The sequence below is a fragment of the Pseudomonas yamanorum genome (assembly GCF_900105735.1).
Lineage (GTDB): Bacteria > Pseudomonadota > Gammaproteobacteria > Pseudomonadales > Pseudomonadaceae > Aquipseudomonas > Aquipseudomonas yamanorum.
The window spans coordinates 769,655-793,682 of the sequence record NZ_LT629793.1 but is presented as its reverse complement, the minus strand read 5'-3'; the positions used below and the strand labels follow the sequence as shown (position 1 = coordinate 793,682).

Below are 24,028 nucleotides of genomic sequence, written 5' to 3'. Positions count from 1 at the left end.
TGGTTCTTGTCAGGCGTCGACCGTGGTCTGGTTCTGTTCGCCAAGGCCTTCGATGCCCAGGCGAATCTTTTGCCCTGGCTTGAGGTAGACCGGCGTGGGCTTGATCCCCAGGCCGACACCGGGCGGGGTGCCGGTGGAAATCACATCCCCCGGTTGCAGGCTCATGAACTGGCTGAGGTAGCTGATCAGTTTGGGGATCTGGAAAATCATCGTGCGGGTGTTGCCGTTCTGGTAGCGATGGCCGTCGACTTCCAGCCAGATCGACAGTTGGTGCGGGTCGGCGATTTCATCGCGGCTGACCAGCCACGGGCCCAGCGGGCCGAAGGTGTCGCAGCCTTTGCCCTTGTCCCAGGTGCCGCCGCGTTCCAGCTGGAATTCGCGTTCGGAGACGTCGTTGATCACGCAGTAGCCGGCCACGTGCTGCATGGCCTGGCTTTCGTCGATGTAACGACCGCCCTGGCCGATCACCACCCCCAACTCGACTTCCCAGTCGGTCTTGGTGGAGTGGCGGGGGATTTCGACGTTGTCGTTGGGGCCGACGATGGCGCTGGTCCATTTGTTGAAGATGATCGGTTCGTCAGGGATGGGGGCGCCGGTTTCAGCGGCGTGGTCGGCGTAGTTCAGGCCGATGCAGATGAATTTTCCTACCTGGCCGACACAGGCGCCCAAACGCGGATTGCCCGGCACCAGAGGCAGGCTCGCGGGGTCGAGTTCTTGCAGGCGAGCGAGGTTTTGCGGGAGCAGGGCGTCACCGGCGACATCGCTGATGTGAGCGGACAAATCACGCAGACGTCCATCAGCGTCCAGCAAGGCCGGACGTTCCTGACCTTTTTCACCATAGCGCAGCAATTTCATGAGCAATCCTCTTATTGGAGTTGGGCGGTCAGTTGCTCCAGCCGCCGTCAATGATCTGGGTGGTGCCGGTGGTAAAGGCGCTGGCATCGGAGCCAAGGTACAGCGCCAACTGGGCGATTTCCTGGGGCGTGCCCAAGCGGCCCATCGGCTGGCGGGCGGTGAAGGCGGCGTACACCTCATCCTGCTGGCGACCTTCATGGCGGGCTTGTTCGATGATGCGTTGCTGCAGCGAAGGCGACTCTACGGTGCCGGGGCAAATGGCGTTGCAGCGGATGCGTTGGGTGACGAAATCGGCCGCGACGGATTTGGTCAGGCCGATGACGGCGGCCTTGCTGGCGCAGTAGGCAAAGCGGTTGGGCACGCCCTTGAGGCTGGAGGCCACCGAAGACATATTGATGATCGAACCGCCGCCCGCCGCCAGCATCCCCGGCAGAAATGCACGGATCATGCGATACATGGCGGTGACGTTCAGGTCCAGGGCAAACGTCCAGTCGCTTTCCGGGCATTCGAGGATATTGCCGGCGTGCACCACGCCTGCGCAGTTGAACAGCACGTCGAGCGGGCCGATTTCGTCTGCAAGGCGTTGGATGGCGCTGGCGTCGGTGACGTCCAGCAAGACCGTTTGCGCACCCGACAAGTCAACGAGCGCCTGTTGATTGATGTCGGCTGCAATCACCTCGGCGCCGGCCGCCAGATAGGCTTCGACACTGGCGCGGCCAATGCCCTGGGCGGCGGCGGTGATCAGCACGCGTTTACCGGTGAGGTCCATGACAGACTCCCTTGATTGTTATTATTGGCTCAATGGTCAGGCCATTGAGGGCGTGAAACGCCTGCATCTGCGGCATAGCGAACTGTGGTGGGTTTGCTATGATCAGCACACTGGAAACGATCCAATGGTCAGGCCATTGATCCAATTTTTAGCATGGGTCTTCCCGGTCAACAAGCGGCTTTTTCGCGGGTTGATCACCGGGACCGTGCCGTGCATGAATCGAGCTGAGCCTAGATGCCATTTCAAGTGATTGATAACCAACGTCTTTATCGACAGATTGCCGACCAGTTGCGGGCGTTGATCGACAGCGGAGAATTTCCGCCGGGCAGCCGTCTGCCGGCTGAACGCGAGCTGGCCAAACTGCTGGGCGTGAGTCGCGCCTCCGTTCGCGAAGCGATGATTGCCCTGGAGGTGATCGGGCTGGTGGACGTGCGAGTGGGTAACGGCGTGCTGGTGTGTGAACCGGTGCTACCGAAAGTCAGCCAGGAACCGGTAATGGCCCAGGCTACCCGGGATCAATGGAAAGAGTTCGATCCGGAACTCAACCTGCACGTCGATTTCAACGCTGAGATTCCGCCGTTTTCCCTGCTCCAGGCCCGGCGCCTGATTGAGCCGGAGGCCGCCGCCCTGGCAGCCAAACACGCCACTGACGAGGAACTCGCGGGTATCCGCGAGGCGTTCGAGCGTAACGTGCAGGACAACCGCGAAGGCTCCCATACCCACCCGGGCGATCGCCTGTTTCACATCCGCATCGCCCAGGCCTCGGGCAATCCGGCCTATGCGCTGATGATTGCGCACCTGCTCGGGCATCGGTACGGCAGCATGTTCCAGCGGTTACAGGCGCATTACACCTCGGACGACATGCCCCATCGCTCGGAAGACGAGCACCGCAAGATCCTTGATGCACTGGAACAACGAGATGCGGAAGGTGCACGACAGGCCATGCGCAAGCACCTGGAAGAGGTGGTACGGATCTTTATGCGGACTGCGCAATGACCGTGTTCTACGAAGCCCGCGGAAATATCTACGGGGTGGTAAGCCCGGCGCAGTTACGCAGCAAGGGTATCGAAGTGCCGGACCGTGCCGACTTGGCCGCTGGCACCCGGGGTGCCTGGGCATTGGCGGCCATTGCTGCGGAGTGCGGTTGGGGTGAGTTGCCGCGCCCGGCAGAGGCCAAGGCGCATCGTTGTGACGGTTTGTTGGTGGGGCCGTTTCAGGCAGCGCCGCCCTTTGACCTGTTGATCGTCAACACGGATGGCTCCCTGGCGGAACGCAGTGGCAATGGCCTGACGATTTTTGCGCAGTCGTTGACCGATCAGGGATTGATGGCGCAGGGCTGTGACCTGCGGGTGCATCACGACAAGACGGATGCACTGTCTCCAGTGGTTACGCGGGTTGAGCCTGCGGAGTATGAACAGGTGCAGGGCTTCTGGCTGGCGCTGGGGCGTCCCGAATTCGGGCCTTTGGCGGTTGCGGCGGTTGGTGTGGCAGTCGTCTCGCTTGAGGGAACCGAGGTGAGCCAGGTTTTGCCACTGGCTGCGCTCAACCCTGAGTGGAATCACAGCCAGTTTGTGCGTGTGGGCAATCCTCACTGTGTGACGCTGGTACAGGACGCGTCAGTGTTGCCGGACAACGCGCAGATGCATCGACCAGTGTTGTTCGATCCGCTGAGGGCCATTGCTTTTGCACCACCTGCCGGGGCGGGCCAGCCTTGTATTTCCGGGGTCAATCTGCAATGGGTCGCCCGGGATTCAGGCAACCGCGTGATCGCACGGGTGTTTGAGCGTGGTGAGGGACCGACGCCGTCCTCCGGGACCAGCGCCAGTGCCGTGGCATGCGCCGCGTGGTCTGTAGGATGGGTGACGGCGGGCGAGGTGGCAGTGGTGATGCCGGGCGGTACGGCGCCCGTGCGGTTGCAAGCAGGGGCGGGTGAGTTGCTGAGCGTTAGCCTGTTCGGGACTGCGCGGCTGCAGGAAGTTTGAAAAAGGATGTGGCTGGCTTAATTATCTTTGTCAGCCGCTTCTCTATAAATAAGCGGTCTTGGTGAATGGCGGCGTAAGAGTATTCCTGTTAGTGAGTACTGGCTGTTTAACTGCATTTCTGTAATTGATAAAAGACCCTTCCAATATCGATGTACGAATCTTCTTTTTTATTTTGAAGCGGCCGAATTTCGCCTGAAATCGCTAGTATTCATGGGGTTCAGGCACTTTTTATCGGCTTCGAACTGAGTGGCTTTTTCTGCGTTTTGTGAAGGGGCCATTTCAGCTCGACAATGAATGGCGGGTAACAACGGATGTTCAACACGCTTGTTTCGTCACGCTTCAAACTGATCGTCGCAGGAATAAAACAGGAACTTCAGGTACTGGCGTTTAAAGGCAGCGAAAGTATCGATCAGCCTTTTTTCATTGAAGTGCAGTGGGTCAGTGAAAACCCCGGCCTTGATCTGGAGAAGCTGCTTCATCAACCGGCCTATCTGGATTTTGGTGAACCGGGTGAAGGCCTTCACGGGCAGATCTATGCCATTGGCCGGGAAGACCCGGGCCGGCGGCTGACCCGCTACCACCTGACCCTTGCTCCGCGTCTGGCCTATCTGGCCCATCGTTGCGACCAGCGGATTTTCCAGCAGCGCAGCGTGCCGCAGATCATCGCGGCGGTGCTTGAGCAGCACGGTATTTTCGCCGATGCCTATACCTTTGAATTGGGGCCGGTGGTGTACCTGCCACATACGTTCTGTGTGCAATACGCGGAAACCGATCTGCATTTTATCCAGCGGCTGTGCGAGGAAGAGGGCATCCACTACCACTTTCGCCACAGTCTGGACGGCCATGTACTGGTGTTTGGTGATGATCAGACGGTGTTCCGTCGTTTGCCGGTGCAGCACTATTGTGCGGCCGGCGGCCCAGCTGCCGAAGTATTGGTGATCCAGCGTTTTGATGTGCACCTGGCCACGCGCAGCACTCAGGTTGTCCGGCGTGACTATGACTTTGAACATCCGTCATTGCGTCTGCAGGAGCAAGCCGGATCTTCCCCTGCACTTGAGGACTATCAATATCCAGCGGGGTTTACGGGCCACCTGCGAGGTTCGCAGGTGGCCCGACGGAGCCTGGAACGTCATCAGCGGGACCGTCATCGGGCGTTGGGTCGCAGTGATCAGCCAGCTTTGCGCAGTGGGCATTTCCTGGAGCTGCGCGACCACCCGGACCTCTCCTGCAATGACTTGTGGTTGATCACCAGCGTGCGCCACGAAGGCTATCAACCGCAGGTGCTGGAGGAGGGGGTGGTGGATGTCGAGGCATTCCAAGGCTATCGCAATCGATTTACCGCCACGCCTTGGCGCGCCGCTTACCGCCCACCGATCACGCACCCCAAACCGCGTATCAGCGGCTGTCAGACCGCAACGGTCACCGGCCCCGTGGGTGAGGACGTGCATTGCGACGCACACGGGCGGGTAAAAATTCGCTTTCACTGGGACCGCCTGGACAAGAACGACGACAAGAGCAGCTGTTGGGTGCGGGTGGCAACCGGTTGGGCGGGCGACAGCTTTGGCGCGGTGATGATCCCGCGCGTGGGCATGGAGGTCTTGGTGACGTTCCTGGAGGGCGACCCGGACCGGCCAGTGATCAATGGTTGCCTGCCTAACACGTTGCAACCGGTTGCGTATCCATTGCCGCAACACAAGACCCGTAGCGTTCTGCGCAGCCGCAGTTCGCCGGGCGGGGCGGGGGCCAACGAGCTGCACCTCGAGGACCGTAGCGGCCAGGAGCTCATCTACCTGCGCGCCCAACGCGACCTGGAGCAGCAGGTCGGCCGCGACAGTCGGCTGGAAGTCGTGGGCGAACGTCGGGAAACCATCCACGGCTTGAGTACGACCACCTTGGGAGACGAGGAGCATCGCAGCATCGCCGGCGACCGCAAGGTTCGGCTTGGGGCTGATGATCACTTGCACGTGCAGGGCAACAGCCAGACCCATGTCGGCCAGACCTTGGTGATCGAAGCGGGGCAACAGGTCCATCTGAAGGCCGGTGCCAACCTGGTTATCGATGCCGGTGCGCAGTTGAGCTTCAAGGCCGGTGGTGAGCATTTGCTGATTCAGGCCGGAGGGATTTTCAGCAGTCGGCCGATCACGTTGGGCGGTGTGCCTGCCGGGACTCGAACTGCCAGCCCAGTTGGACCGGGTGACGTGGCTGCTTCGTCCGCATTTGCAGCGGATGGGCCGAAGGTTTCGGTTATCCAAGGCGCAGTCATGGAGCTGGCCGGAAGACTGGATGCGGACTTCTGTCCAGTGTGCGAGCGCTGCCGTGAAGGCCTGTGCGAATCCACCGGGAGGGCGGCTTGATGGAGAACGCGCCTGGCCAGTGGATGGCTGAACAGCAGCAGGCAGGGCGCCGGCTGTGCCTGGTTCTACAGGGTGAAAGCGATGCGCGTGGGGTACTGCTGGCGACACGCACGGTCCCTGAGTATCGCAGCCTCTATGGTGAAACCGTCGCATCGGAAATGGCGGCGGATGGACCGATGCTCCTTTTGCTCGACCATGTCAACGAACCCGGATTGGTGGGTTTGTTGCAAAACCCTCAGCGTAACTGGGGATGGTTGGGCAGCCTGCCTGGTGATGATTTATCGGGTGTTACCAGGCACTGGCGCGACAGGTTGGTGGTGGGGTCGGCGGGCAGTCAGGCGCTGTACCGCTTCCACGATAACCGCACCTTGGCGCGGGCCTTGGTTCACCTGCCTGCTCGGGACTGGCCTGTTTTTCTCGGGCCGCTGATCAGCGTGTGTTATTGGCAGGGTGAGCGTTGGTGCTGTGTCGATAACCCGGCTCCTGGGGCGTATCCGGTACCCGATCCTGCGCCGTGGCTGGAGGTGCCGAACCCACAGGCGGGCGCGATTCTGCAGGCCAATATCCTGCGTTATCTGCTGGCTGAGTACAGCGAGGCGCTCAGTCAACTGGCTGAATTTCAGAACCCGAGAATCTGGTTGGAACAGGTGCTGGAGCAAGCGCGGGCTTGGCAATGGGAGAGACCGGAACAGCTGGAGTTTTTGGTCGTGCGGCGGTTGGTGGAAGCCACTGGGGACGTGCTTATTCGATGGCAGCCGATGCGGGGGGAAGTGGCTGAGGATCATTTTCAGCGGGTGGTTGGGGAGTGGCGTCGGGTGGAGCGGGAGCAGCAGGATGCGTAGAGGATTTATGTTGAACGTGTGGCGAGGGGTATTCGTTTGCAGCGTGCTGACGGCTTCCGGTTGTGCGATGAAACCAGTGGATAGTTTCACACTGGAAGTCGACCTGCCGGCGAATTTTCGCTTCAAGAGTGATGCGGCTTATCGACCGGCAACAGGTGAGATCTGCACCTTACCCAAGCGCCGGGGCAAGCAGCCGGAGGACAAGGTTTTTGACACCCTTGGGAAGCCGGTCGCCAATCGGGTGAGCTTTGAAGTACCGCTGACGGAGGTGGTGGATGGGTGCCCGTTGGTGTTGCGCAGTATTACGTTTGATATGTATGCGAAGTGGGGAGAGCGGTCGGCGGATGTTGGGGGAGATTTTGCGTTCGTGAATGTGTTGGATCGGTTGGAAGAAGGTAGGGGCGGGATGCCTGAGTCGGGTGTTCAGGAGTTGCGGGGGCGGTGTCAGTGGTTGTTCCGGACGGTAGGTCCGCTGCATGCAATAAGAAAAATCCTGAAGTGCAATTCATTGGACGGTGGAGGGCGGCTACTCAAAGCGCGTGCGGGTGGAGTTTTGCAGCGAGACCAGTTAAATGGAAAAAACGTCCGCATCGTATTGGAGTTAATGCGCGAAGAGAGACCTTACATGGGTGATAACTGGGTTCGGTTCCCCAACGGGTGGAAGCGTTGCTTTGGGAAAAGTCAGGAAGATCAATTTGCCTTTTGCCGGGGAAATACCGCTGATTTTAAACCTTTTAAAATGCCCGACGGCCGCGAATGCATGATCTACCCAACCTGCACTGAATAAGGATATTCAGCCATGGCACTTGATGAATGGAAACAGCCTTTTTTTAGTGAATATATGCCTGCATGTCAGCTTCGTGGATGCTGGCTGAGTTTTGCTCTCGTTGACGAAACGGGCGACGGAAAAGCGTATGGCGGGCTTGCCTTTACAACGTTCGACAGCGGAGGGCAACGATACAGGGGACGGTTAAATGGAGAAGGTTATACGAAGTTGGAGAATCATTACCGGGGCCCGGTTGTCCTGATTTTTGATACTACCTATGTGGCGGCTGGCGCTGACTATTATGACTCTTTGCAACATCGTGATAGCTACCCTCTACCTATTACTGAACTGCAGGTTCGCGCGGAGCAAACCCGCTTTCTACACCCCGACGGCCAACGTGTGGAACGAAAGGTTACGAAGAGTCAGACGGACCACTTCTATCAGATTGAAGTGCGTGATCTGGTTCGACATTCCGCTCACTTGCCACCCTTGGCGTCCCGTACTCATCGGCCCCCCCGACATGCACTAAAAATGATGGCCGACCTTGGATTCGGGCCACCCCAGCCGACGTTGGTTGGTGTCGTTTTATTTCCCAACCGGCATACAGTACTTGAGGTTCGCCCATTGCGAGCACTGCGCCCTATGCTGTCCACCGAGGATCAATTCTGTGCCTTGAACCTCTATCAATTGGCACTGATGTCCACGTTGAGCTATTGCGATTTTGGACAGGAGCCTCCAACAAAACCCATCGATCAAGTCAGCTTTCCAATGGACCCCAGCGTTGGTCAATTCTTTGCCGACAGGCTATCGGGGTATCAGGAACCCTGGAAAGTCGATGTTGAGCTAGTGCAACACTTTTACCCGGTTTATGAAGACGTACCGTATTCCCGGCGTTTCGAAATTTTGCCCTTCGACCCTGATTTGTATCAGCAAAATCGCACTGAGTTGGGGACAGAGCAGGAACATCCGGCACGCGTGCATTTTTTTGACGATAAAAAGCACGGCACTGACACTCAGGCATATATCTGCCATCACGATGAAGTGATCCTTGTTGCTATAAGGGGCACGGCCAGTGGCGCCGATAAACTGCGGGATGCAAATGCCCATCAAGTGTCGTTTGTCGATGGTGTAGGCAAGGCTCATGAAGGCTTTCATCAGGCTTATCAGGCCATGCGTGATTTTGTAAGGCGCTACCTTGACCAATTTTATACAGGGCAGCGCATCGTGATTTGCGGGCACAGCCTTGGTGGTGCTATTGCCTTGTTACTGGCTGAGGGATTACGTCGAACTGAACATGCCCACTACAACATCCTCCTATATACCTACGGAGCCCCCCGAGCTGCCGACTCCGAATTCACCGACGGTGCCTCCGCTCTGGTGCACCACCGCATCGTCAATCACAATGACCCTGTCCCGAGTGTGCCTGCGCCCTGGATGAACACCACTGCCAAACTCTGGATCCCTGGCGCCGTGTTGCTATTCAGCAACCCTGCGCCCGGCGGTCTGCTGTTTGCCTTGGGCTTGGTCCGGCTGACCGGCAATCCTTACCAACACCATGGCGCGCAGCAACACTTCATGCCGGTCCTGCTACCGGACGGTACAGAGTCCTCGATCTTGTGGACCCCTGGCTGTGAATCCATCGAGGACGCGGCTTGCAAACGCGCATTGCGGCTCAATGGCGACATGCCGGATCGCGCCAACTTGATCAAACAGCTTGTTCAGAGTGCCCATCACTCCATGATCGTCAGCTATATCCCCGCCGCCTGGGCCACGTTGCGCCGTTGGCAGCAAACCCTCGATACCCATGGCACCCTCGTGACCTCCCGTGAATTTGAACTGATCGACAAAGCCCTGTTCACCATGCAGCACCAGTTACGGGAACAACGAAAAAAACTGGACCTACACCGTCCAGCCAACCAGCGTGGCTACGAACACCACGAGCCGTTGAGTCAGGAAGTCGATCGGCTGAAAGACAGTCGCGATCGTTTGGAAACCCTCCGCTGGCGCCGCCTCCAGGCCCGCGACGTCTATGGCAGCCACGCTTCATCCCCAACCCTGCAATCCAGCCTGAAGCGCTGGTTCGCCCACCCGCAAAACCGTGAGTTCACCCAAGTGGCGAGCATCCCGCCACAACCGGATGACGGCTGGGGAAAGCCGCAAACCCTCGATATCGACTCAATCGTATGAGCCTACAAAAACTCCACCTGCGCCGGCTGGCGCTTCATCAGCACTTTGCCTGCGCGAATCGAATACAGCGGCAATCCCTGGCTGCGAATCACTTCATAGTCGCTGTCCGCAGACAGGATCAACAGGTTCGCTGGACGTCCCGGTTCCAGGCCATAACGATCCCCCAAGGCCATGGCCTTGGCGCTGTTGTCGGTCACCAGGTCCAGTGCGCTTTGCAGGTTGCGGTAGCCGAGCATGTGGCAGATATGCAGCCCGGCTTCCAGCACCCGCAAAATATTGCCGTTACCCAGTGGATACCAAGGGTCGACGATGGAGTCCTGGCCGAAGCAGACGTTCATGCCGGCCTCCAGCAGTTCGTTGACCCGGGTCACGCCGCGGCGTTTGGGGAAGGTGTCGAAGCGGCCCTGCAGGTGGATGCTTTCGGTGGGGCAGGAGACAAAGCTGATGCCCGAATGCCCCAGCAGGCGGAAGAGCTTGGCGCAGTAGGCATTGTCGTAAGAGCCCATGGCCGTGGTGTGGCTGGCGGTCACGCGAGCGCCCATGTCGCGGCTGCGGGCTTCTTCTGCCAGCACTTCGAGGAAGCGCGAGTGCGGGTCGTCTGTTTCGTCGCAGTGCACGTCTACCAGGCAACCGGTGCGCTCGGCCAGGTCCATCAGGAACTTCACCGAACTCACTCCCTGGTCGCGGGTGTATTCAAAGTGCGGGATGCCGCCGATCACGTCGGCACCCAGGCGAATGGCCTCTTCCATCAACTCGCGGCCATTGCGGTAGGACTCGATGCCCTCCTGGGGGAAGGCGACGATTTGCAGGTCGATCAGGTGGCCGGTTTCCTCGCGCACTTCGAGCATGGCCTTGAGCGCGGTGAGGTCCGGGTCGGTGACGTCGACATGGGTGCGCACATGCTGGATGCCATGGGCGGCCAGGGTCTGGATGGTTTTTTTTGCGCGGGTCTTTGTGTCTTCCAGGGTGATGGTGGCCTTGCGTTCGCCCCAGCACTCGATGCCTTCAAACAGTGTGCCGCTCATGTTCCAGCGCGGCTCGCCAGCGGTCAGGGTGGCGTCGAGGTGGATGTGCGGCTCGACAAAGGGAGGTACCACCAGGTTGCCGGCGGCGTCCAGATCGTCGGGGCCGGCTATGGGAGCAGCGCCTTGTTGGGTGATGCTGGCGATCCGGCCGTGTTCCAGGTGCAGATCATGCAGGCCTTCACGGTTGCGCAGGCGGGCGTTGATGATGTGCATGGGCAAGTTCCTCTTGGCAAAAAACAGTCAGGCAGACAGCCGCCAGATCATCAGCGCGATGCCGATGTCCAGTCGGTCATAAGCATTGTCCAGGCTCAGGCCGCACAGGGCTTCGATGCGCTGGACGCGGTGCGTCAGGGTGTTGCGGTGAACCGCCAGCCGCTGGGCGGCGGCCACAAGGTTACCATTCTCGTGGAACCAGGCTTCCAGGGTTGGCATCAGGCTTGGGCCGTGGTGCACGTCGTGCCGCAGCAGCGGCCCCAGGCGTTCGTTGAGAAACTGGTCGAGCAGGGCGCGATCACGCACGCCGCTGAGCAACTTGAGTACCCCCAACTCATCGTAGACGCACAGCCCGGCGCGCTCACTGAACCGTCGCGCGGCGGCCAACGCCTGGCGCGCCTCATCCAGGGCCTGGACCAGGCGCGCGGGTGGGTGAGCGGCAGCACTCAGGCCAATAAACAGTTTCAACGGCGTCAGGCGCAGGTTCAGTGCTTTCAACCAGCCTGCCAACAACTGGCGGTTGGCCAATGCCGCACCGGCGTCCATCGCCGGCAACAGCAACGTCCATTGTCCGGCACGCCCCAGCACGGGCAAACGCGAAGGGTGCTGCGCCGAAAACTGGCGCAAACGCCGGGTAATGGCATCGTGCTGACGGGCAAGCTGTGCCTCCACCACCGGCGCCTCACCCTGGGCGAACAGTGCTTCGCTGCCGTCCAGTTGCAGCTGGACGAGCTGCCAATGTCCGGCCAACGGCATGTCCAGCTGCGCGGCGCGGTGCAACAGCAAATCCAGGGATTGGTAATCACCGGCCAGCAGGCGCTCCAGCACATCATGTCGCGAGCGCCCCAGCTGTTGCGACTGGATCAACGCCGACCCGATGGCCTGGGTCACCAGCACCATCTTCAACGAGTACGGCTGTTCGATCAGCGGCATGCCCGCCTCTTGCGCCGCTTCCAGCAGACGCTGGGGAATCGCGTGGATATAGTCCGGCCCCGTGAGGATCACCAGGCCGGCGACCTGGCGCTGACAGGCTTCGTCCAGCAGCTCCAGCAGATTGGCCTCATCCCGTGGGTGGTTGATGCCGGTGACAAACACCAGTTCGCCCCCCAGCACCCATTCTGCGATGCCGCTGTTTTCCGCGACATAGGGCCAGCGCACCGTATTCTCCAGGCCGGCTTCCCCGGCCCGCAGGCACATCGACTCCAGCCCGGGCAAGGCCAGCACATCGGCTATCGTCAGGCTCATGCCCGCACGTCAGCCAAGGGCGCCCGCACCCGTAGCACACTGGTCAGCACGATATAGGTCAGCGACGCCGCCACAATCCCCACCAGTGGAGCAACCCACGGCGAATGAAAGGCCAGCACCGTGCCCACGGCATAGGCGATCAGTCCTGGCCAGTTGAAAGCCGGCAGGCGCGTATCGGCCAGGCGTGGATAGTGGCCACGGTAGCGATAGAAAAAGTCCGCCATGATCACGCCGCCAATCGGTGGAATCACCGTGCCCAGCAGGATCAGGTAGGGCACCAGCATGTCGTACATGCCCAGCAGTGCCAGCAGGGTGCCGATCACCGCGCCGGCCAGGGTCACCGTTTTGCGGCGCTTGGTGCGCAGCAGGTTGCAGCCGGCGACGGCGAAGTTGTAGATGGTGTTGTCCTGGGTGCTCCAGATATTCAGCAACAACATTGCCATGGCCGCCATGGCAAAGCCTTGCAGCAGCAACACCTCGACCACGTCGGGCTGCTGGTAGACGATGGCGCCGTAGGCACCGATCAACACCATCAAGCCATTGCCGATAAAGAAGCCGATCAGGCTGGCCAGCACCGCGACTTTGGCCGAGCGCGAGAACCGCGTCCAGTTGGTGGCCTGGGTCGCGCCGCTGACGAAGGTGCCGAACACCAGCGTGATGGCGGTGGACATATCCAGTTCACCGGTAGGTACCACGGCCAGCAGCCCGTCCAATCCGCCGACTTTTACCGTGGCGACCCACATCGACAGAAACAGCAAAATGCCCATGGCCGGCACGGCGATGTAGGACAGAATCTCCAACCCGCGATAGCCCACATAGGCCGTCGCGCAGAACACCATGCCAAACAGCACCATCAACCCCAGTACGCTGCCCTGGCTCAACTCGAAATACTTGCCCAGTACCACGGCAGCAGTGGCGGTGCCCCAGGCGTACCAGCCGATCTGGGTGAAACCGAGGATCAAGTCGCTCAACTTGCTGCCCACTTCACCGAAGCAGAAGCGCCCCATCAGCACCGAGTTCAAACCGCTCTTGAACGCGATGTAACCCAAGCCTGCGGCGTAGATACCCAACAGCAGGTTACCCAGGGCCACGACGCCGAGCATCTGGGTAAAGCTGAAGGCCACCCCCAGCTTGCCGCCGGCGAACATGGTCGCGGTAAAAAAGGTAAAGCCCAGCAGCACCATGGCGGTGGAAGCCAGGCCTTTGCGGGCATGCATGGGCACCTCGCTGAGAGGGTAGTCATTGCCCGGTTCGTTCTGCGTCATGTGCCGTTCTCCCTGAATGAGTGACGCAGGCCTATTGCACCCGTCGTGCCAAGTGCAAGGCAGTGACAGGCGCACGGTCAGTACTGTGCAGGTTGCACAGTATTTATAGCCAAACAGGGGGTGTGCGCAGGAGGGATTGGTCTTTCTGCCCAGTCAGGCGCGAAAGCGGTGCAGCGGTGATACAAATTGGATCACCGGTTATTCAATCGAACAGGGTGTGAGTGGTCTCGCCGCGATGAAATGCAAAGGCCGCTTCAAGGTCGCTTTCAATGGTGCGGCCACGGGACAACGGCGGCAGGTCGTCGAGGCTGAAGAACCCGACTTCCGTGGTTTCGAACCCCGCTGTTGGTGCCAGTTGATCAACCCGTTCGCACAGAAAATAGAGTTTGTAGAAGTCGCGGATATCCGGCCGGTACAAGCCTTTGGCCTTATGGGTGACGCTGTACAGCGCCCTCGCGGTGACGGTCAGTCCGGCCTCTTCGCGGATCTCCTTGATGATGTTTTCAGCAGCCGACAAACCAATATCCGCATAACCACCAGGCAACGCCCAGCAGCCATCCGTCAGCTCGCGCACCAACAGGATCCGGTCGCCCTCAATCACCGCGCCCCGCACATCAATCATGGGCGTGGAATAGCGCTTGGCAAAATCCGGCACCAGCCCGGTGATGCGCTCCAGCGGCACCTCGCCCAACTGCGCCAGCATGCTGTGGGCAATCTGGGCGATTTCCTCGAGGCGCTCGCGCTCGAAGTCATCGGTACAGAAGTGCAGCCCCGTGGAGGCCAACGCTTGCAAACGCTTGGCCTGGGCCAGCCAGGTGTTTTCCATGGGAACTCCTTCAGTGCGAGGCGGTGAGCTCTTTTTGCATGTAAACCCGACGCAGACCGTTTTCTTCGGCGCGATGGGTTTCCACATACCCTTTGCGGGCGTACAACGCGATATTTTCGGTCATCGCTTCATTGGTATAGAGGCGGATGGAACCCTGCCAGGCCTGGCGTTCGGTGAACTCCAGCAGCAGGCGCCCGTAACCTAAACCCTGGGCGCCGGGGTCGACGGCCAGGTTATCCAGCAGCAGGTACTCGTCGTGATGGATCAGTACGACAAATCCATGCACCCGGCCCGCGCGCTCAAGCACGTGCACCCCTCCGGCTGCAACTTGGTGGCCATAGTCATCCAGTATCGGCCCTGGCTTGCGCCCGATTCGTTCGATGTAAGGGGAGTAGGCGGCGTAGACAATGGCCTCGATGGCGGCGATATCGTCAACGGTAGCGGGGCGGATAAGGGGTGGCATCGCAGCGTGCGCCTTCTGTGCAAGAGGCCCTGACTGTAAGGGACTTACCGACATAAAAAAACCACCGCAAGGGTGGTTTTTTACAACGCGGGCTTACTCGCCGCGATAGATGCAGCCGCTGGTGCAGGTCTCATGGATGCGAATCGCGCTGAGTTCCGGCAACAACGGTTTCAACTCATTCCAGATCCACTTGGCCAGCACTTCGCTGGTGGGGTTTTCAAGGCCCGGAATGTCATTGAGGTAGTTGTGATCGAGGCGTTCGTAGAGCGGCTTGAAAATCGCCTTGATCTCCGAGAAGTCACGGATCCAGCCGGTATGCGGGTCGAGGTCGCCGCTGAGGTGGATCGCCACCTTGAACGAATGGCCATGCAGGCGCCCGCATTTGTGGCCTTCCGGAACGTGGGGCAGGCGGTGGGCGGACTCGAAGGTAAACTCTTTGAAGATTTCCACAGGGTTTTTCAGCTCGGTGAGGTGTCTGGCAGGCGGCGAGTTTAACAGTTTGTCGCGGCCGCGCGCATACCGCGTAGCAGCTGTCGAGCCTTGGCGAGGCTGCGTTGACGGTTTGTCTGGCAAACCGAGGTGCTGCCGACGCAGCCTCGCTTGGGCTCGACAGCTGCTACGGAGAGGGCGCTAGAGGGCCAGCAGGCGTTCGCCCAATTGGCCGTTGTCGGCCAGTTGCAGAAACTCGTCCCCCAGCCGCTGGCTTTCGCTCATCGCGGTTTGCCAATATTTGTTGCGGCCCGGGTCATCGCCCATGAAGCGCTTGAAGTCGCTGCGGTCTGGCAGTTTGCCGTGGGGCAGGCGGGCCAGGTATTCCTTCGACGGTGCCAGCAGTAATACATCCTGCAGTCCCTGTTGATTCGCGCGGCGCCACGGCAAGCCCTTGTCGAACCAGCCGGGAATGACCCGGTCGGTGAAGTGCGGGTACAGCACGATGTCATCGCCGTGGTAGGGCAGGTCGAGGTGATAGTCCAGCAGGCCGCCATCGCGGTAGGTGCCAGCACCGGCGCCCGGCAGGTCGCGCACGCCTTGCATCACCATGGGGATCGAGCCTGACGCCAGCAACGCTTGGCGCAGGTTGCCCAGATCCAGGTTCAGGAAACTCGACGGGAAATCCTCCAGCGCATGCAGTGGTGGCGCCTGGCGTGGGTCGTGGACGATCAGCCGTTCGAAGTGCCGGGACAACCGTGCGCGGCCCCGCAGGTTGTCGGCGATTACCGAGGACAGCCCCAAACCGAGGCGACCGCGATGATCGTCGGCGAGCAGGCCATGGCTCTTGACCACCATGATGTTCAGCCGGTAGTTCGGGTTGTCGAGCACGCGGGCATCGCGGCCGGCCAGCAGGTCATCGAGCATGCGCACGCAACTCTGGCTGACTTCAGCCATGGTCACGCCTTTGGCAAAACTCTGTTCGTTGTACAGCCGGCCCAGGTCGAGCAGGCCTTGCACCGGGTCGGGCAGGCACGCACTGGCAAACCGCCAGGAACCAATCGAGGCGCCGATCAGTGCACGTTCACGTGGCGCGCGGGGCAGCCAGTCGCCGAACAGCGCCAGGTCCAGACCCTGGATGCCGAGGGCCTTGGGGCCGCCGGCGGCGCCGGGAAGGATGCCGACGTCCGCAGGCGCAAGCCCCTGCTCACGAATGCGTGTGAAGGCGCGTTTACCGGCCTTGAGGGTCAGGGCGGGGAACTTCATGTGGATAGCAGTCATACCGGTCTCATCGACAGCGAGCGGGGCAGTATAGGAAATCTTGCGCGGTTGCAGGCAAAGGTATTACGCAGAATTGCCATGGTGGCAATTCAGTTTCAGTTAAGTTGGATCCAGTACCGTGAGCCCCGTAGGCAAAATATCCTGAAACGGAGACTCACCATGAAATCCCTCACAGCCTTGATCGCCAGCAGTATCATCGTCCTCACCGCAGGCGTCGCCCAGGCTCGCGACCTGGGGCCGGACGAAGCACTGAAGTTGCGCGACGCTGGTACCATTGTGTCTTTCGAGAAGCTCAACGCCATCGCACTGGCCAAACATCCCGGCGCCACCGTGCATGAAACCGAGCTTGAAGAGGAATACGGCAAGTACCTTTATCAGGTGGAACTGCGCGACGCCCAGGGCGTTGAGTGGGACCTGGAATTGGACGCTGTGACCGGGACCGTCCTCAAGGATCATCAGGATACGTAATGAAGGTAAATCTACGCACCAGCGTTCAAGTGGCGCTGGTGCTCCTGGCATTTTGCTCAGGCCTGGCCGCGCGGGACCTGGGCCAGGATGAAGCGCTGCGCCTGCGCCAGAAGGGCGTCATTGCGCCGCTTGAACACCTGCTGGGCCCGGCTTTCGAGCGCTACCCGGGCGCCAAGTTGCTGGACGCCGAGCTTGAAGAGCACAAGGATCGACCTGTGCGCTATATCTATGAAATCGAACTGTTGACGGTGGAAGGCGTGGTGCGCGAGATCGAACTTGATGCCAACACCGGTGAACTGCTCAAAGACAAGGAAGACGACTGATGCGCCTGCTCCTGGTGGAAGACCACGTCCCCCTGGCCGATGAGCTGATGGCTGGGCTAAACCGTCAGGGCTATGCCGTGGACTGGCTGGCGGATGGGCGTGATGCGGTGTATCAGGGGCGCAGCGAGCCCTACGACCTGATCATCCTTGACCTCGGCCTGCCGGGTTTGCCCGGGCTTGAAGTGTTGACGCAGTGGCGTGCCGCCGGCCTGGCCACGCCGGTGCTGATCCTCACTGCCCGCGACTCCTGGGCTGAGCGCATCGAAGGGCTCAAGGCGGGCGCCGACGATTACCTGAGCAAACCGTTCCATCCCGAAGAACTGCACCTGCGTATCCAGGCCTTACTGCGCCGTTCCCATGGCCAGGCTAATCAGCCGACCTTGCAGGCCGCCGGCTTGCATTTGGATGAGGGCCGCCAGTGCGTGATGCGTGACGGCGAGGAGATTCAACTGACCGCCGCCGAATTTCGGCTGTTGCGTTACTTCATGCTGCACCCCGAGCAAATCCTTTCAAAAAGCCACTTGGCTGAACACTTGTACGATGGTGAGACCGAACGTGATTCCAATGTGCTGGAGGTCCACGTCAATCACCTGCGCCGCAAGTTGGGCCGCAGCGTGATTGAGACCCGGCGCGGACAGGGTTACCGTTTCGGCGCCAGCCCTGCATGAAGTCGATCCAGCGGCGCCTGAGCCTGGGGCTGATCAGCGTCATGGTGATCGTCGGCCTGGTGCTGGCGCAAACCAGCCTGTGGCTGTTCGAAATGGGCCTGCAACGCTACTTGGAATCGGGCTTGCGCAACGACAGTGAAAACCTTCTGGTCGCATTGGTGCGCGGGCCGGCTGGGGTGCAACTGGATGAACAGCGGTTGTCTCCTGCGTACCAGCGTCCGTTTTCCGGGCACTATTTCCGTATTGATTTTGCCGACACCCATTGGCGTTCCCGCTCGCTATGGGACCAGGAATTGCCGCAACTGCCTCACGCCGGGCTCAAGGGCAACCTGCAGTTGGGGCCGGAAGGCCAGCAGTTGCTGGTACTGCGTTCGGACTACAAGCGCTTTGGCCAATCGATTTCCATCAGCGTGGCCCAGGACTACACCCCGGTCAGGGAAAGCTTTCGCCTGATGCGCCAGATCGGGCTGGTGCTGGGGCTGGCGGCGCTGTTGCTGATCCTGATTCTGCAACGGGTCACCGTGCGCCGGGCCTTGCGCCCGCTGGAGACCGCGCGCAACCAGATCGCGCAACTGCAACAAGGCCAGCGCTCGCAACTGGACACCCAGGTGCCGGTGGAACTGGAGCCGCTGGTGGCGCAGATCAACCATTTGCTGGCCCACACCGAAGACAGCCTCAAGCGCTCGCGCAATGCCCTGGGCAATCTCGGCCATGCCTTGAAGACCCCATTGGCAGTGTTGCTGAGTGTGGCATCCAGTGAGCAGCTCAAGGACCAACCACAACTGAGCAAGCTGCTGCGCGAACAGTTGGAGCAGGTGCAACAACGGCTTAATCGCGAACTCAATCGTGCGCGCCTGGCCGGCGAGACGCTGCCGGGTGCCTTGTTTGATTGCGATGGTGAATTGCCGGGGTTGCTGGCGACTCTGAACATGATCCATGGCGAACACCTGGATTTGAGTTACCGCGTACCGCCAGGTTTACAGTTGCCGTGGGACCGCGAGGATTTGCTGGAACTGTTGGGTAACCTGCTGGACAACGCCTGCAAATGGGCGGACGCGGAAATTGTGTTGAGCATCAGTGAAACCCCGGAAGGCTTTCGGCTGGTGGTGGAAGATGATGGGCCGGGGATCCCTGAGAATCAGCGCGACCAGGTGTTCAGCCGAGGCACTCGGTTGGATGAGCAGACTGACGGGCATGGTCTGGGGCTTGGGATCGTGCGGGATATTGTTGAGGTGTGGGGCGGGGTGCTTCTGTTGCAGGAGAGCGAGCTGGGCGGGTTAAAGGTCGTTATCGACCTGCCACGGCGCCATTGAAAACAAACGTAGCAGCTGTCGAGCCCCAGCGAGGCTGCGTTGGCGGTGTGTCAGGTATACCGCCAACGCAGCCTCGCCAAGGCTCGACAGCTGCGGGATACTCGGGCTTATTGCCGGAGTATCCCGCAGCTCATCAAACCCTGAACTGGTCCATCAGGCTCTGCTGCTGATTCGCCAAGCTGTTCAACGCCTGGCTGACCCGCGCCGACTCATTCGCTTGCTCGGACAACGACTCCGTCACATCTCGAATGGTTGCTACGTTGTTGTTGATCTCCTCGGCCACCGCGCTTTGCTCTTCGGCGGCGCTGGCGATCTGCAGGTTCATGTCGCTGATCACCGTCACCGCATCGCCGATCTGGCGCAAGGCGGTCACGGCCTGGCCCACCTGTTCGACGCTGCCCTGGGCCTGCCGATGGCTGTTGCTCATGGAACCGACCACTTCCTGGGTACCGCTTTGCAGTTGCTCGATCACCAGGCGGGTTTCTTCAACCGACTCCTGGGTACGTCGCGCCAGGTTGCGCACTTCATCGGCGACCACCGCAAAACCGCGACCGGCTTCACCCGCACGGGCTGCTTCGATGGCGGCGTTCAGTGCCAGCAGGTTGGTTTGCTCGGCGATTGCACGAATCACTTCCAATACCGAGCCGATCTTCTCGCTGTTGGCGGCCAGCCCTTCAACTTGGGTCATCGCGGTGCTCATGTCCGCCGCCAAGTGGCCGATGCTGGTGGTGGTGCGGTCGATCACGGTCAGGCCTTCACGGGTGGCCTGGTCGGCATCGCGGGCGGCCTGGGCGGCTTGCGCTGCGCTGCGGGCAACGTCCTGGGCGGTGGCGCTCATTTCGTGGGAGGCGGTGGCCACCTGGTCGACCTGACGGTATTGCTGCTCCATGCCGGCACTGGTTTCAGTGGCAATCGCCGCCGACTGGTCGGCGGTGCCACGGGCGTCCTGCACCGAGCGTTTGACCTGGGCAATGATCGGCTGCAGCTTGTCGAGGAAGCGGTTGAACCAGCCAGCCAACTCGCCGAGTTCATCGTGCTTGTCGTAGGCCAGGCGCCGGGTCAGATCGCCTTCGCCACTGGCAATGTCTTCCAGCATGCGCGCCACGCCGAGGATCGGCCGGGTTACGCTGCGGGCCATCAGCCACACCAGCAACAGGCCGACGATTGCTGCCAGCAGGCCCAGGCTCAGTTCCAGCAGGGTGCCTTTGGCGTTGTCGGCATCCAGTTTGGACTTGAGGGCCTCAGCCGGGGCGACCAGGACTTTTTCCGGTACATCCAGCAGAACGCCCCACGGTTTGCCATCGGGGATCGGCTGGAACGGCGCGAGCACCTTGAGTTGATGGTCGGTGCGCACGCTGCGGGTCTGGGTGCTGGTGGAAAGCGAACTGATCAGCTGCGCGCCGTTGGCCGTGTCGACGGCGTCCAGGCGCTGGGCGAGTTTGCCGGCGTCCGGGCTGTAGCCGGCCAGCAGGCCCACCGGGCTGATGATGCTGACGCTGGTCTGGCCGTCATAGAGTTTCTGGCTGGCGCCCTGGCTGACGGCTTGCAGGCTGTTGAGGTTGATGTCCACCGACAGCGAGGCGATGACTTTGCCGTTGACCATCAGCGGGAAGACGATGCTGGTCATCAGCACCTTTTGTCCGTCGATCACGTAGAAGTAGGGTTCGATCACGCACGGCTTGAGGGTGGTACGCGGGCACGTGAACCAGGCGTTGGCTTTTTCGCCGCTGGGTCCGACGCTGGTGTCGGACATGTCGCTTTCGGGCAGCGACATTGAAGTCAGTTTGCCCGCAGTCGGCTGGGACCAGTACAGCGCAAAACGGCCTTTGTCGTTGCTGCCCAGCTCTTGCTGGTTGGCGAACAACTCGTCCTTGCCATCCAGTGCGTTGGCCTCGAACACCAAGGACAGGCCCAGCAGTTCCGGATTGGCCTGCAGTGCGGCCTTGACCTGGCGGGTCAGGTCTTCGCGCAGGTCGAAGGCATCCAGGAAGCGTTTCTCGGCCTGTTCGCGCAGGAACAGCACCTGCCGGGAAAAACCGTGGCCGTATTGATAGGCGTCCATGAACTGCTGGCGAATGCCCAATGCCTGCACTTCACCCTGGGCTTCAATGCGGGCCTGGGCGGCTTCGTCGAGCATTTCCATACTGGAAGCCTTGACCAGTTCGGAGCTCTGCGCCATGCGGTACAGCGAGAGACCTACCAGCAAGGTCACGATGCCCAGCAGGCAAAGACCGGCCAGCAGGGTAATTTTCCATTGAATGGACAGCTGTCTGAGCGACATGGAGCCTTCCTTAACTTTCGATACGACAGAGACGATCTGCCTGTATCGGCCGCACAGGATTTTTCTTTATTCAAACGATCAATTTAAACTCGTTTGCGACGCCGTTCTTTGACATGCCCGCCCACCTGCTGCAAAGTGCGCGCCCTCTAATAAAACTCCTTTAAAACCTGGTTTGCGGCAGCCGTTCCCGACAGTAGCCCGGGCAGGTGCGTGCTTTTTTTAGTTTTTCTGTCTTGAGGTAACGATGATTAATGCAGTAATCGCCGCGGTCGGCACGATGCTGGTGCTCAGCCTGTCCCGCGTGCATGTGGTGATCGCGATCATTGTCGGCGCCTTGGTGGGTGGCCTGACCGGCGGCCTGGGCATCGATGCAACGCTCAAGGCGTTCAACAGCGGGCTGGGTGGCGGTGCGACGGTGGCGTTGTCCTACGCGTTGCTTGGCGCGTTCGCCGTGGCGATTGCCAAATCCGGCCTGGCCCATGCGCTGGCGGACAAGGCCCTGTTGCTGGTGGATCGCCAGGAAGCCACGGGTGGTAGCCACGTCAAATGGCTGTTGATCGGCCTGCTCTGGGTCGTGGCCATCGCCTCGCAGAACATCCTGCCGATCCACATCGCGTTTATCCCGCTGCTGGTACCGCCGCTTTTATACGTGCTGACCAAACTGCAGCTGGACCGTCGGCTGATCGCCTGCGTCATGACCTTCGGCCTGATCACGCCGTACATGTTTCTGCCAGTGGGCTTCGGCAATATCTTCCTGAATCAGATCCTGCTGGCCAACGTGGCCAAGAGCGGCGTCGACATCAGCCACGTCAACGTCACCCATGCCATGGGCCTCCCGGCGCTGGGCATGGTGGTCGGCCTGCTGGTGGCGGTGTTTATCAGCTACCGCAAAAAGCGTGTGTACGACCTGGAGAAAATCGAGCGGGTCGAGCAGGTGGCGGTGCAATACAACCCGCTGACCCTGCTGGTGGCCGGCCTGGCGATTGCGGCGGCGTTCATTATCCAACTGTGGCTGGACTCGATGATCATCGGCGCCCTGGCCGGGTTCCTGATCTTTTCGGTGTCGGGGATTGTGCGCTGGCGCGATACGGATGACCTGTTCACCGAAGGCATGAAGATGATGGCGATGATCGGCTTCATCATGATCGCCTCGTCCGGCTTTGCCGAAGTGCTCAAGGCCACCGGTGAAGTACAGACACTCGTGCAAGACTCCGCGGCTTTCATCGGCCATAGCCGTGGTGTGGGCGCGCTGCTGATGCTGCTGGTGGGGTTACTGGTGACCATGGGTATCGGCTCGTCGTTTTCCACGGTGCCGATCCTCGCGGCGATCTTTGTGCCGTTGTGCGTGCAGTTGGGCTTCAGCCCGCTGGCCATCGTGTGCATCGTCGGCACGGCCGGGGCATTGGGTGATGCCGGCTCACCGGCGTCGGACTCCACCCTGGGCCCGACTTCGGGTTTGAACATCGACGGCCAGCATCACCATATCTGGGACACCGTGGTGCCGACCTTCCTGCACTACAACATTCCGCTGCTGGCGTTTGGCTGGTTTGCCGCGATGACGCTCTGACGGGATTGTCCTACAGATTTATTGTAACTAGCCGTTAACCTCTTAAGTTGTCCCTTAAGAGAGAAGAGCCATGCGTCTGAGTCTAAAGGCCAAAGTACTGTCCCTTGCTGTCCTGCCCGTGTTGTTGTTTGCCGTGATCATCAGCCTGACCACGGTCTGGATCCTCCGGGAGCAGGCTCGTAACGAGGTTGAAGAAACCCGTCAGAACTTGCTCAACGACGCCAAGACCACCTTGCGCGGTTACGTCGAGGTGGCCATGACCACCATCAAGCCGCTGTACGACGCTGCCGCCCAGGGCGACACGGCGGCGCGGGCACAGGTGGTCAAGCTGCTGTCCAACACCAGCTACGGCAAGGACGGTTATTTCTTCGGCTACGACTCCGAGACCATTCGCCTGTTCAAGGGCAACAGCCCGGACGGCGTCGGCAAAAGCTTCAAGGACAACCGCGACCCGAATGGCGTCTACGTCAACCGTGACCTGGTGAAAGTCGGCAAGGACGGCACCCACTACCTGCAATACAGCTCGACACAGCCCGGCCAGACCGAGCTGGTGCCCAAGCTCGGCTACACCGAATACCTGCCCAAGTGGGACATGGTGATTGGTACGTCGGTGAACCTGGACGGTATTGACGCCCAGGTCGCCGAGGTTCAGGCCAAGGTCGAGAAGCGCATGGAAGGCGTGGTGCTGAGTATTATCGGGATTGCCGTGGTAGTGCTGTTGGTGATCGCCGCCGTGGGCATGCTGGTGGCCAATACCATCCTGCGACCGCTGCACTTGATGAAGATCAACCTCGACGACATCGCGGCCGGTGAGGGTGACCTGACCCGCCGCCTGGCCATCACCAGCCAGGACGAACTGGGGGAACTGGCCGGTTCGTTCAACCGCTTTGTCGACAAGATCCACGG

General features: G+C 60.5%; 21 protein-coding genes and 1 pseudogene. 12 read left to right on the top strand and 10 right to left on the bottom strand.

Going from position 1 to position 24,028, the window contains the following annotated elements:
- Window positions 1–9: 9 nt before the first annotated feature.
- Both BLU46_RS03880 and BLU46_RS03875 read right to left on the bottom strand, forming a co-directional pair.
- Window positions 10–855 carry an ureidoglycolate lyase gene (locus tag BLU46_RS03880; protein ID WP_093198807.1) on the bottom strand — a complete coding sequence of 282 codons (846 nt, stop codon included), beginning with the start codon at window positions 853–855 and terminating at the stop codon, window positions 10–12.
- Between the two features lie 28 nt (window positions 856–883).
- On the bottom strand, window positions 884–1,624 hold the full coding sequence (locus tag BLU46_RS03875) for an SDR family oxidoreductase (RefSeq protein WP_093198796.1): 741 nt from the start codon (window positions 1,622–1,624) through the stop codon (window positions 884–886).
- A gap of 234 nt (window positions 1,625–1,858) precedes the next feature.
- Here BLU46_RS03875 and BLU46_RS03870 point away from each other — a divergent pair, with 234 nt between their 5' ends.
- The 6 genes from BLU46_RS03870 to BLU46_RS03845 all read left to right on the top strand — a co-directional run bounded on the left by BLU46_RS03870 (window position 1,859) and on the right by BLU46_RS03845 (window position 9,755).
- Window positions 1,859–2,620 (top strand): FadR/GntR family transcriptional regulator, encoded by a 762-nt coding sequence (locus BLU46_RS03870; protein WP_093198791.1) that lies wholly within the window; start codon window positions 1,859–1,861, stop codon window positions 2,618–2,620.
- Window positions 2,617–3,606 (top strand): diaminopimelate epimerase, encoded by a 990-nt coding sequence (locus BLU46_RS03865; protein ID WP_093198785.1) that lies wholly within the window; start codon window positions 2,617–2,619, stop codon window positions 3,604–3,606. The genes BLU46_RS03870 and BLU46_RS03865 overlap by 4 nt, the downstream gene beginning before the upstream one ends.
- A 311-nt stretch (window positions 3,607–3,917) precedes the next feature.
- Entirely contained in the window at window positions 3,918–5,960 is a 2,043-nt protein-coding gene (tssI, locus tag BLU46_RS03860) for a type VI secretion system tip protein TssI/VgrG (protein ID WP_093198780.1), read from the top strand.
- Window positions 5,960–6,802, top strand: coding sequence for a DUF4123 domain-containing protein (locus tag BLU46_RS03855; RefSeq protein ID WP_093198777.1), 843 nt, complete (start codon window positions 5,960–5,962; stop codon window positions 6,800–6,802). The genes tssI and BLU46_RS03855 overlap by 1 nt, the downstream gene beginning before the upstream one ends.
- Window positions 6,795–7,589 carry a hypothetical protein gene (locus BLU46_RS03850; protein WP_093198772.1) on the top strand — a complete coding sequence of 265 codons (795 nt, stop codon included), beginning with the start codon at window positions 6,795–6,797 and terminating at the stop codon, window positions 7,587–7,589. Before BLU46_RS03855 ends, BLU46_RS03850 begins: the two co-directional genes overlap by 8 nt.
- 12 nt (window positions 7,590–7,601) lie before the next feature.
- Window positions 7,602–9,755 (top strand): lipase family protein, encoded by a 2,154-nt coding sequence (locus tag BLU46_RS03845; RefSeq protein WP_093198767.1) that lies wholly within the window; start codon window positions 7,602–7,604, stop codon window positions 9,753–9,755.
- 2 nt (window positions 9,756–9,757) lie between these two features.
- Here the strand turns inward: BLU46_RS03845 and codA are convergent, their stop codons facing one another.
- The 7 genes from codA to BLU46_RS03810 form a co-directional block, all read right to left on the bottom strand.
- Window positions 9,758–10,993 (bottom strand): cytosine deaminase, encoded by a 1,236-nt coding sequence (codA, locus tag BLU46_RS03840; RefSeq protein ID WP_093198764.1) that lies wholly within the window; start codon window positions 10,991–10,993, stop codon window positions 9,758–9,760.
- A gap of 27 nt (window positions 10,994–11,020) precedes the next feature.
- Window positions 11,021–12,238 carry a PucR family transcriptional regulator gene (locus BLU46_RS03835; RefSeq protein ID WP_093198756.1) on the bottom strand — a complete coding sequence of 406 codons (1,218 nt, stop codon included), beginning with the start codon at window positions 12,236–12,238 and terminating at the stop codon, window positions 11,021–11,023.
- On the bottom strand, window positions 12,235–13,503 hold the full coding sequence (gene codB, locus BLU46_RS03830; RefSeq protein ID WP_063031447.1) for a cytosine permease: 1,269 nt from the start codon (window positions 13,501–13,503) through the stop codon (window positions 12,235–12,237). The genes BLU46_RS03835 and codB overlap by 4 nt, the downstream gene beginning before the upstream one ends.
- A 202-nt stretch (window positions 13,504–13,705) precedes the next feature.
- Window positions 13,706–14,329: an NUDIX hydrolase gene (locus tag BLU46_RS03825; protein WP_093198753.1), complete on the bottom strand. Its 624-nt coding sequence runs from the start codon at window positions 14,327–14,329 to the stop codon at window positions 13,706–13,708.
- Between the two features lie 10 nt (window positions 14,330–14,339).
- The gene (locus tag BLU46_RS03820; protein ID WP_093198748.1) at window positions 14,340–14,792 is read right to left on the bottom strand and encodes a GNAT family N-acetyltransferase; all 453 of its coding nucleotides are present in this window, start codon (window positions 14,790–14,792) and stop codon (window positions 14,340–14,342) included.
- A gap of 93 nt (window positions 14,793–14,885) precedes the next feature.
- The gene (gene queD / locus BLU46_RS03815) at window positions 14,886–15,242 is read right to left on the bottom strand and encodes a 6-carboxytetrahydropterin synthase QueD (protein WP_003190259.1); all 357 of its coding nucleotides are present in this window, start codon (window positions 15,240–15,242) and stop codon (window positions 14,886–14,888) included.
- Window positions 15,243–15,422: 180 nt separating this feature from the next.
- Window positions 15,423–16,502: a patatin-like phospholipase family protein gene (locus BLU46_RS03810; protein WP_093198743.1), complete on the bottom strand. Its 1,080-nt coding sequence runs from the start codon at window positions 16,500–16,502 to the stop codon at window positions 15,423–15,425.
- 159 nt (window positions 16,503–16,661) lie between these two features.
- Here BLU46_RS03810 and BLU46_RS03805 point away from each other — a divergent pair, with 159 nt between their 5' ends.
- Genes BLU46_RS03805 through BLU46_RS03790 form a run of 4 tightly spaced genes read left to right on the top strand, consistent with a single transcriptional unit; the run spans window position 16,662 to window position 19,274 of the window.
- Complete coding sequence (locus BLU46_RS03805; RefSeq protein WP_093198738.1) at window positions 16,662–16,970, top strand: PepSY domain-containing protein; 309 nt, start codon at window positions 16,662–16,664, stop codon at window positions 16,968–16,970.
- Entirely contained in the window at window positions 16,970–17,293 is a 324-nt protein-coding gene (locus BLU46_RS03800) for a PepSY domain-containing protein (RefSeq protein ID WP_063031437.1), read from the top strand. The genes BLU46_RS03805 and BLU46_RS03800 overlap by 1 nt, the downstream gene beginning before the upstream one ends.
- Window positions 17,293–17,961 (top strand): response regulator transcription factor, encoded by a 669-nt coding sequence (locus BLU46_RS03795; protein WP_017476155.1) that lies wholly within the window; start codon window positions 17,293–17,295, stop codon window positions 17,959–17,961. The genes BLU46_RS03800 and BLU46_RS03795 overlap by 1 nt, the downstream gene beginning before the upstream one ends.
- Window positions 17,958–19,274 carry a sensor histidine kinase gene (locus BLU46_RS03790; RefSeq protein ID WP_093198734.1) on the top strand — a complete coding sequence of 439 codons (1,317 nt, stop codon included), beginning with the start codon at window positions 17,958–17,960 and terminating at the stop codon, window positions 19,272–19,274. Before BLU46_RS03795 ends, BLU46_RS03790 begins: the two co-directional genes overlap by 4 nt.
- A gap of 133 nt (window positions 19,275–19,407) precedes the next feature.
- Here BLU46_RS03790 and BLU46_RS33675 read toward each other — a convergent pair whose 3' ends face one another.
- Window positions 19,408–21,555 (bottom strand): methyl-accepting chemotaxis protein, encoded by a 2,148-nt coding sequence (locus BLU46_RS33675; RefSeq protein ID WP_093198730.1) that lies wholly within the window; start codon window positions 21,553–21,555, stop codon window positions 19,408–19,410.
- Window positions 21,556–21,802: 247 nt separating this feature from the next.
- Here BLU46_RS33675 and BLU46_RS03780 point away from each other — a divergent pair, with 247 nt between their 5' ends.
- Together BLU46_RS03780 and BLU46_RS33460 are read left to right on the top strand one after the other, a co-directional pair.
- Window positions 21,803–23,122, top strand: coding sequence for a Na+/H+ antiporter family protein (locus tag BLU46_RS03780; protein WP_172834575.1), 1,320 nt, complete (start codon window positions 21,803–21,805; stop codon window positions 23,120–23,122).
- A gap of 70 nt (window positions 23,123–23,192) precedes the next feature.
- Window positions 23,193–24,014: pseudogene (locus BLU46_RS33460) on the top strand (cache domain-containing protein); the annotation flags it as partial.
- Window positions 24,015–24,028: the final 14 nt, after the last annotated feature.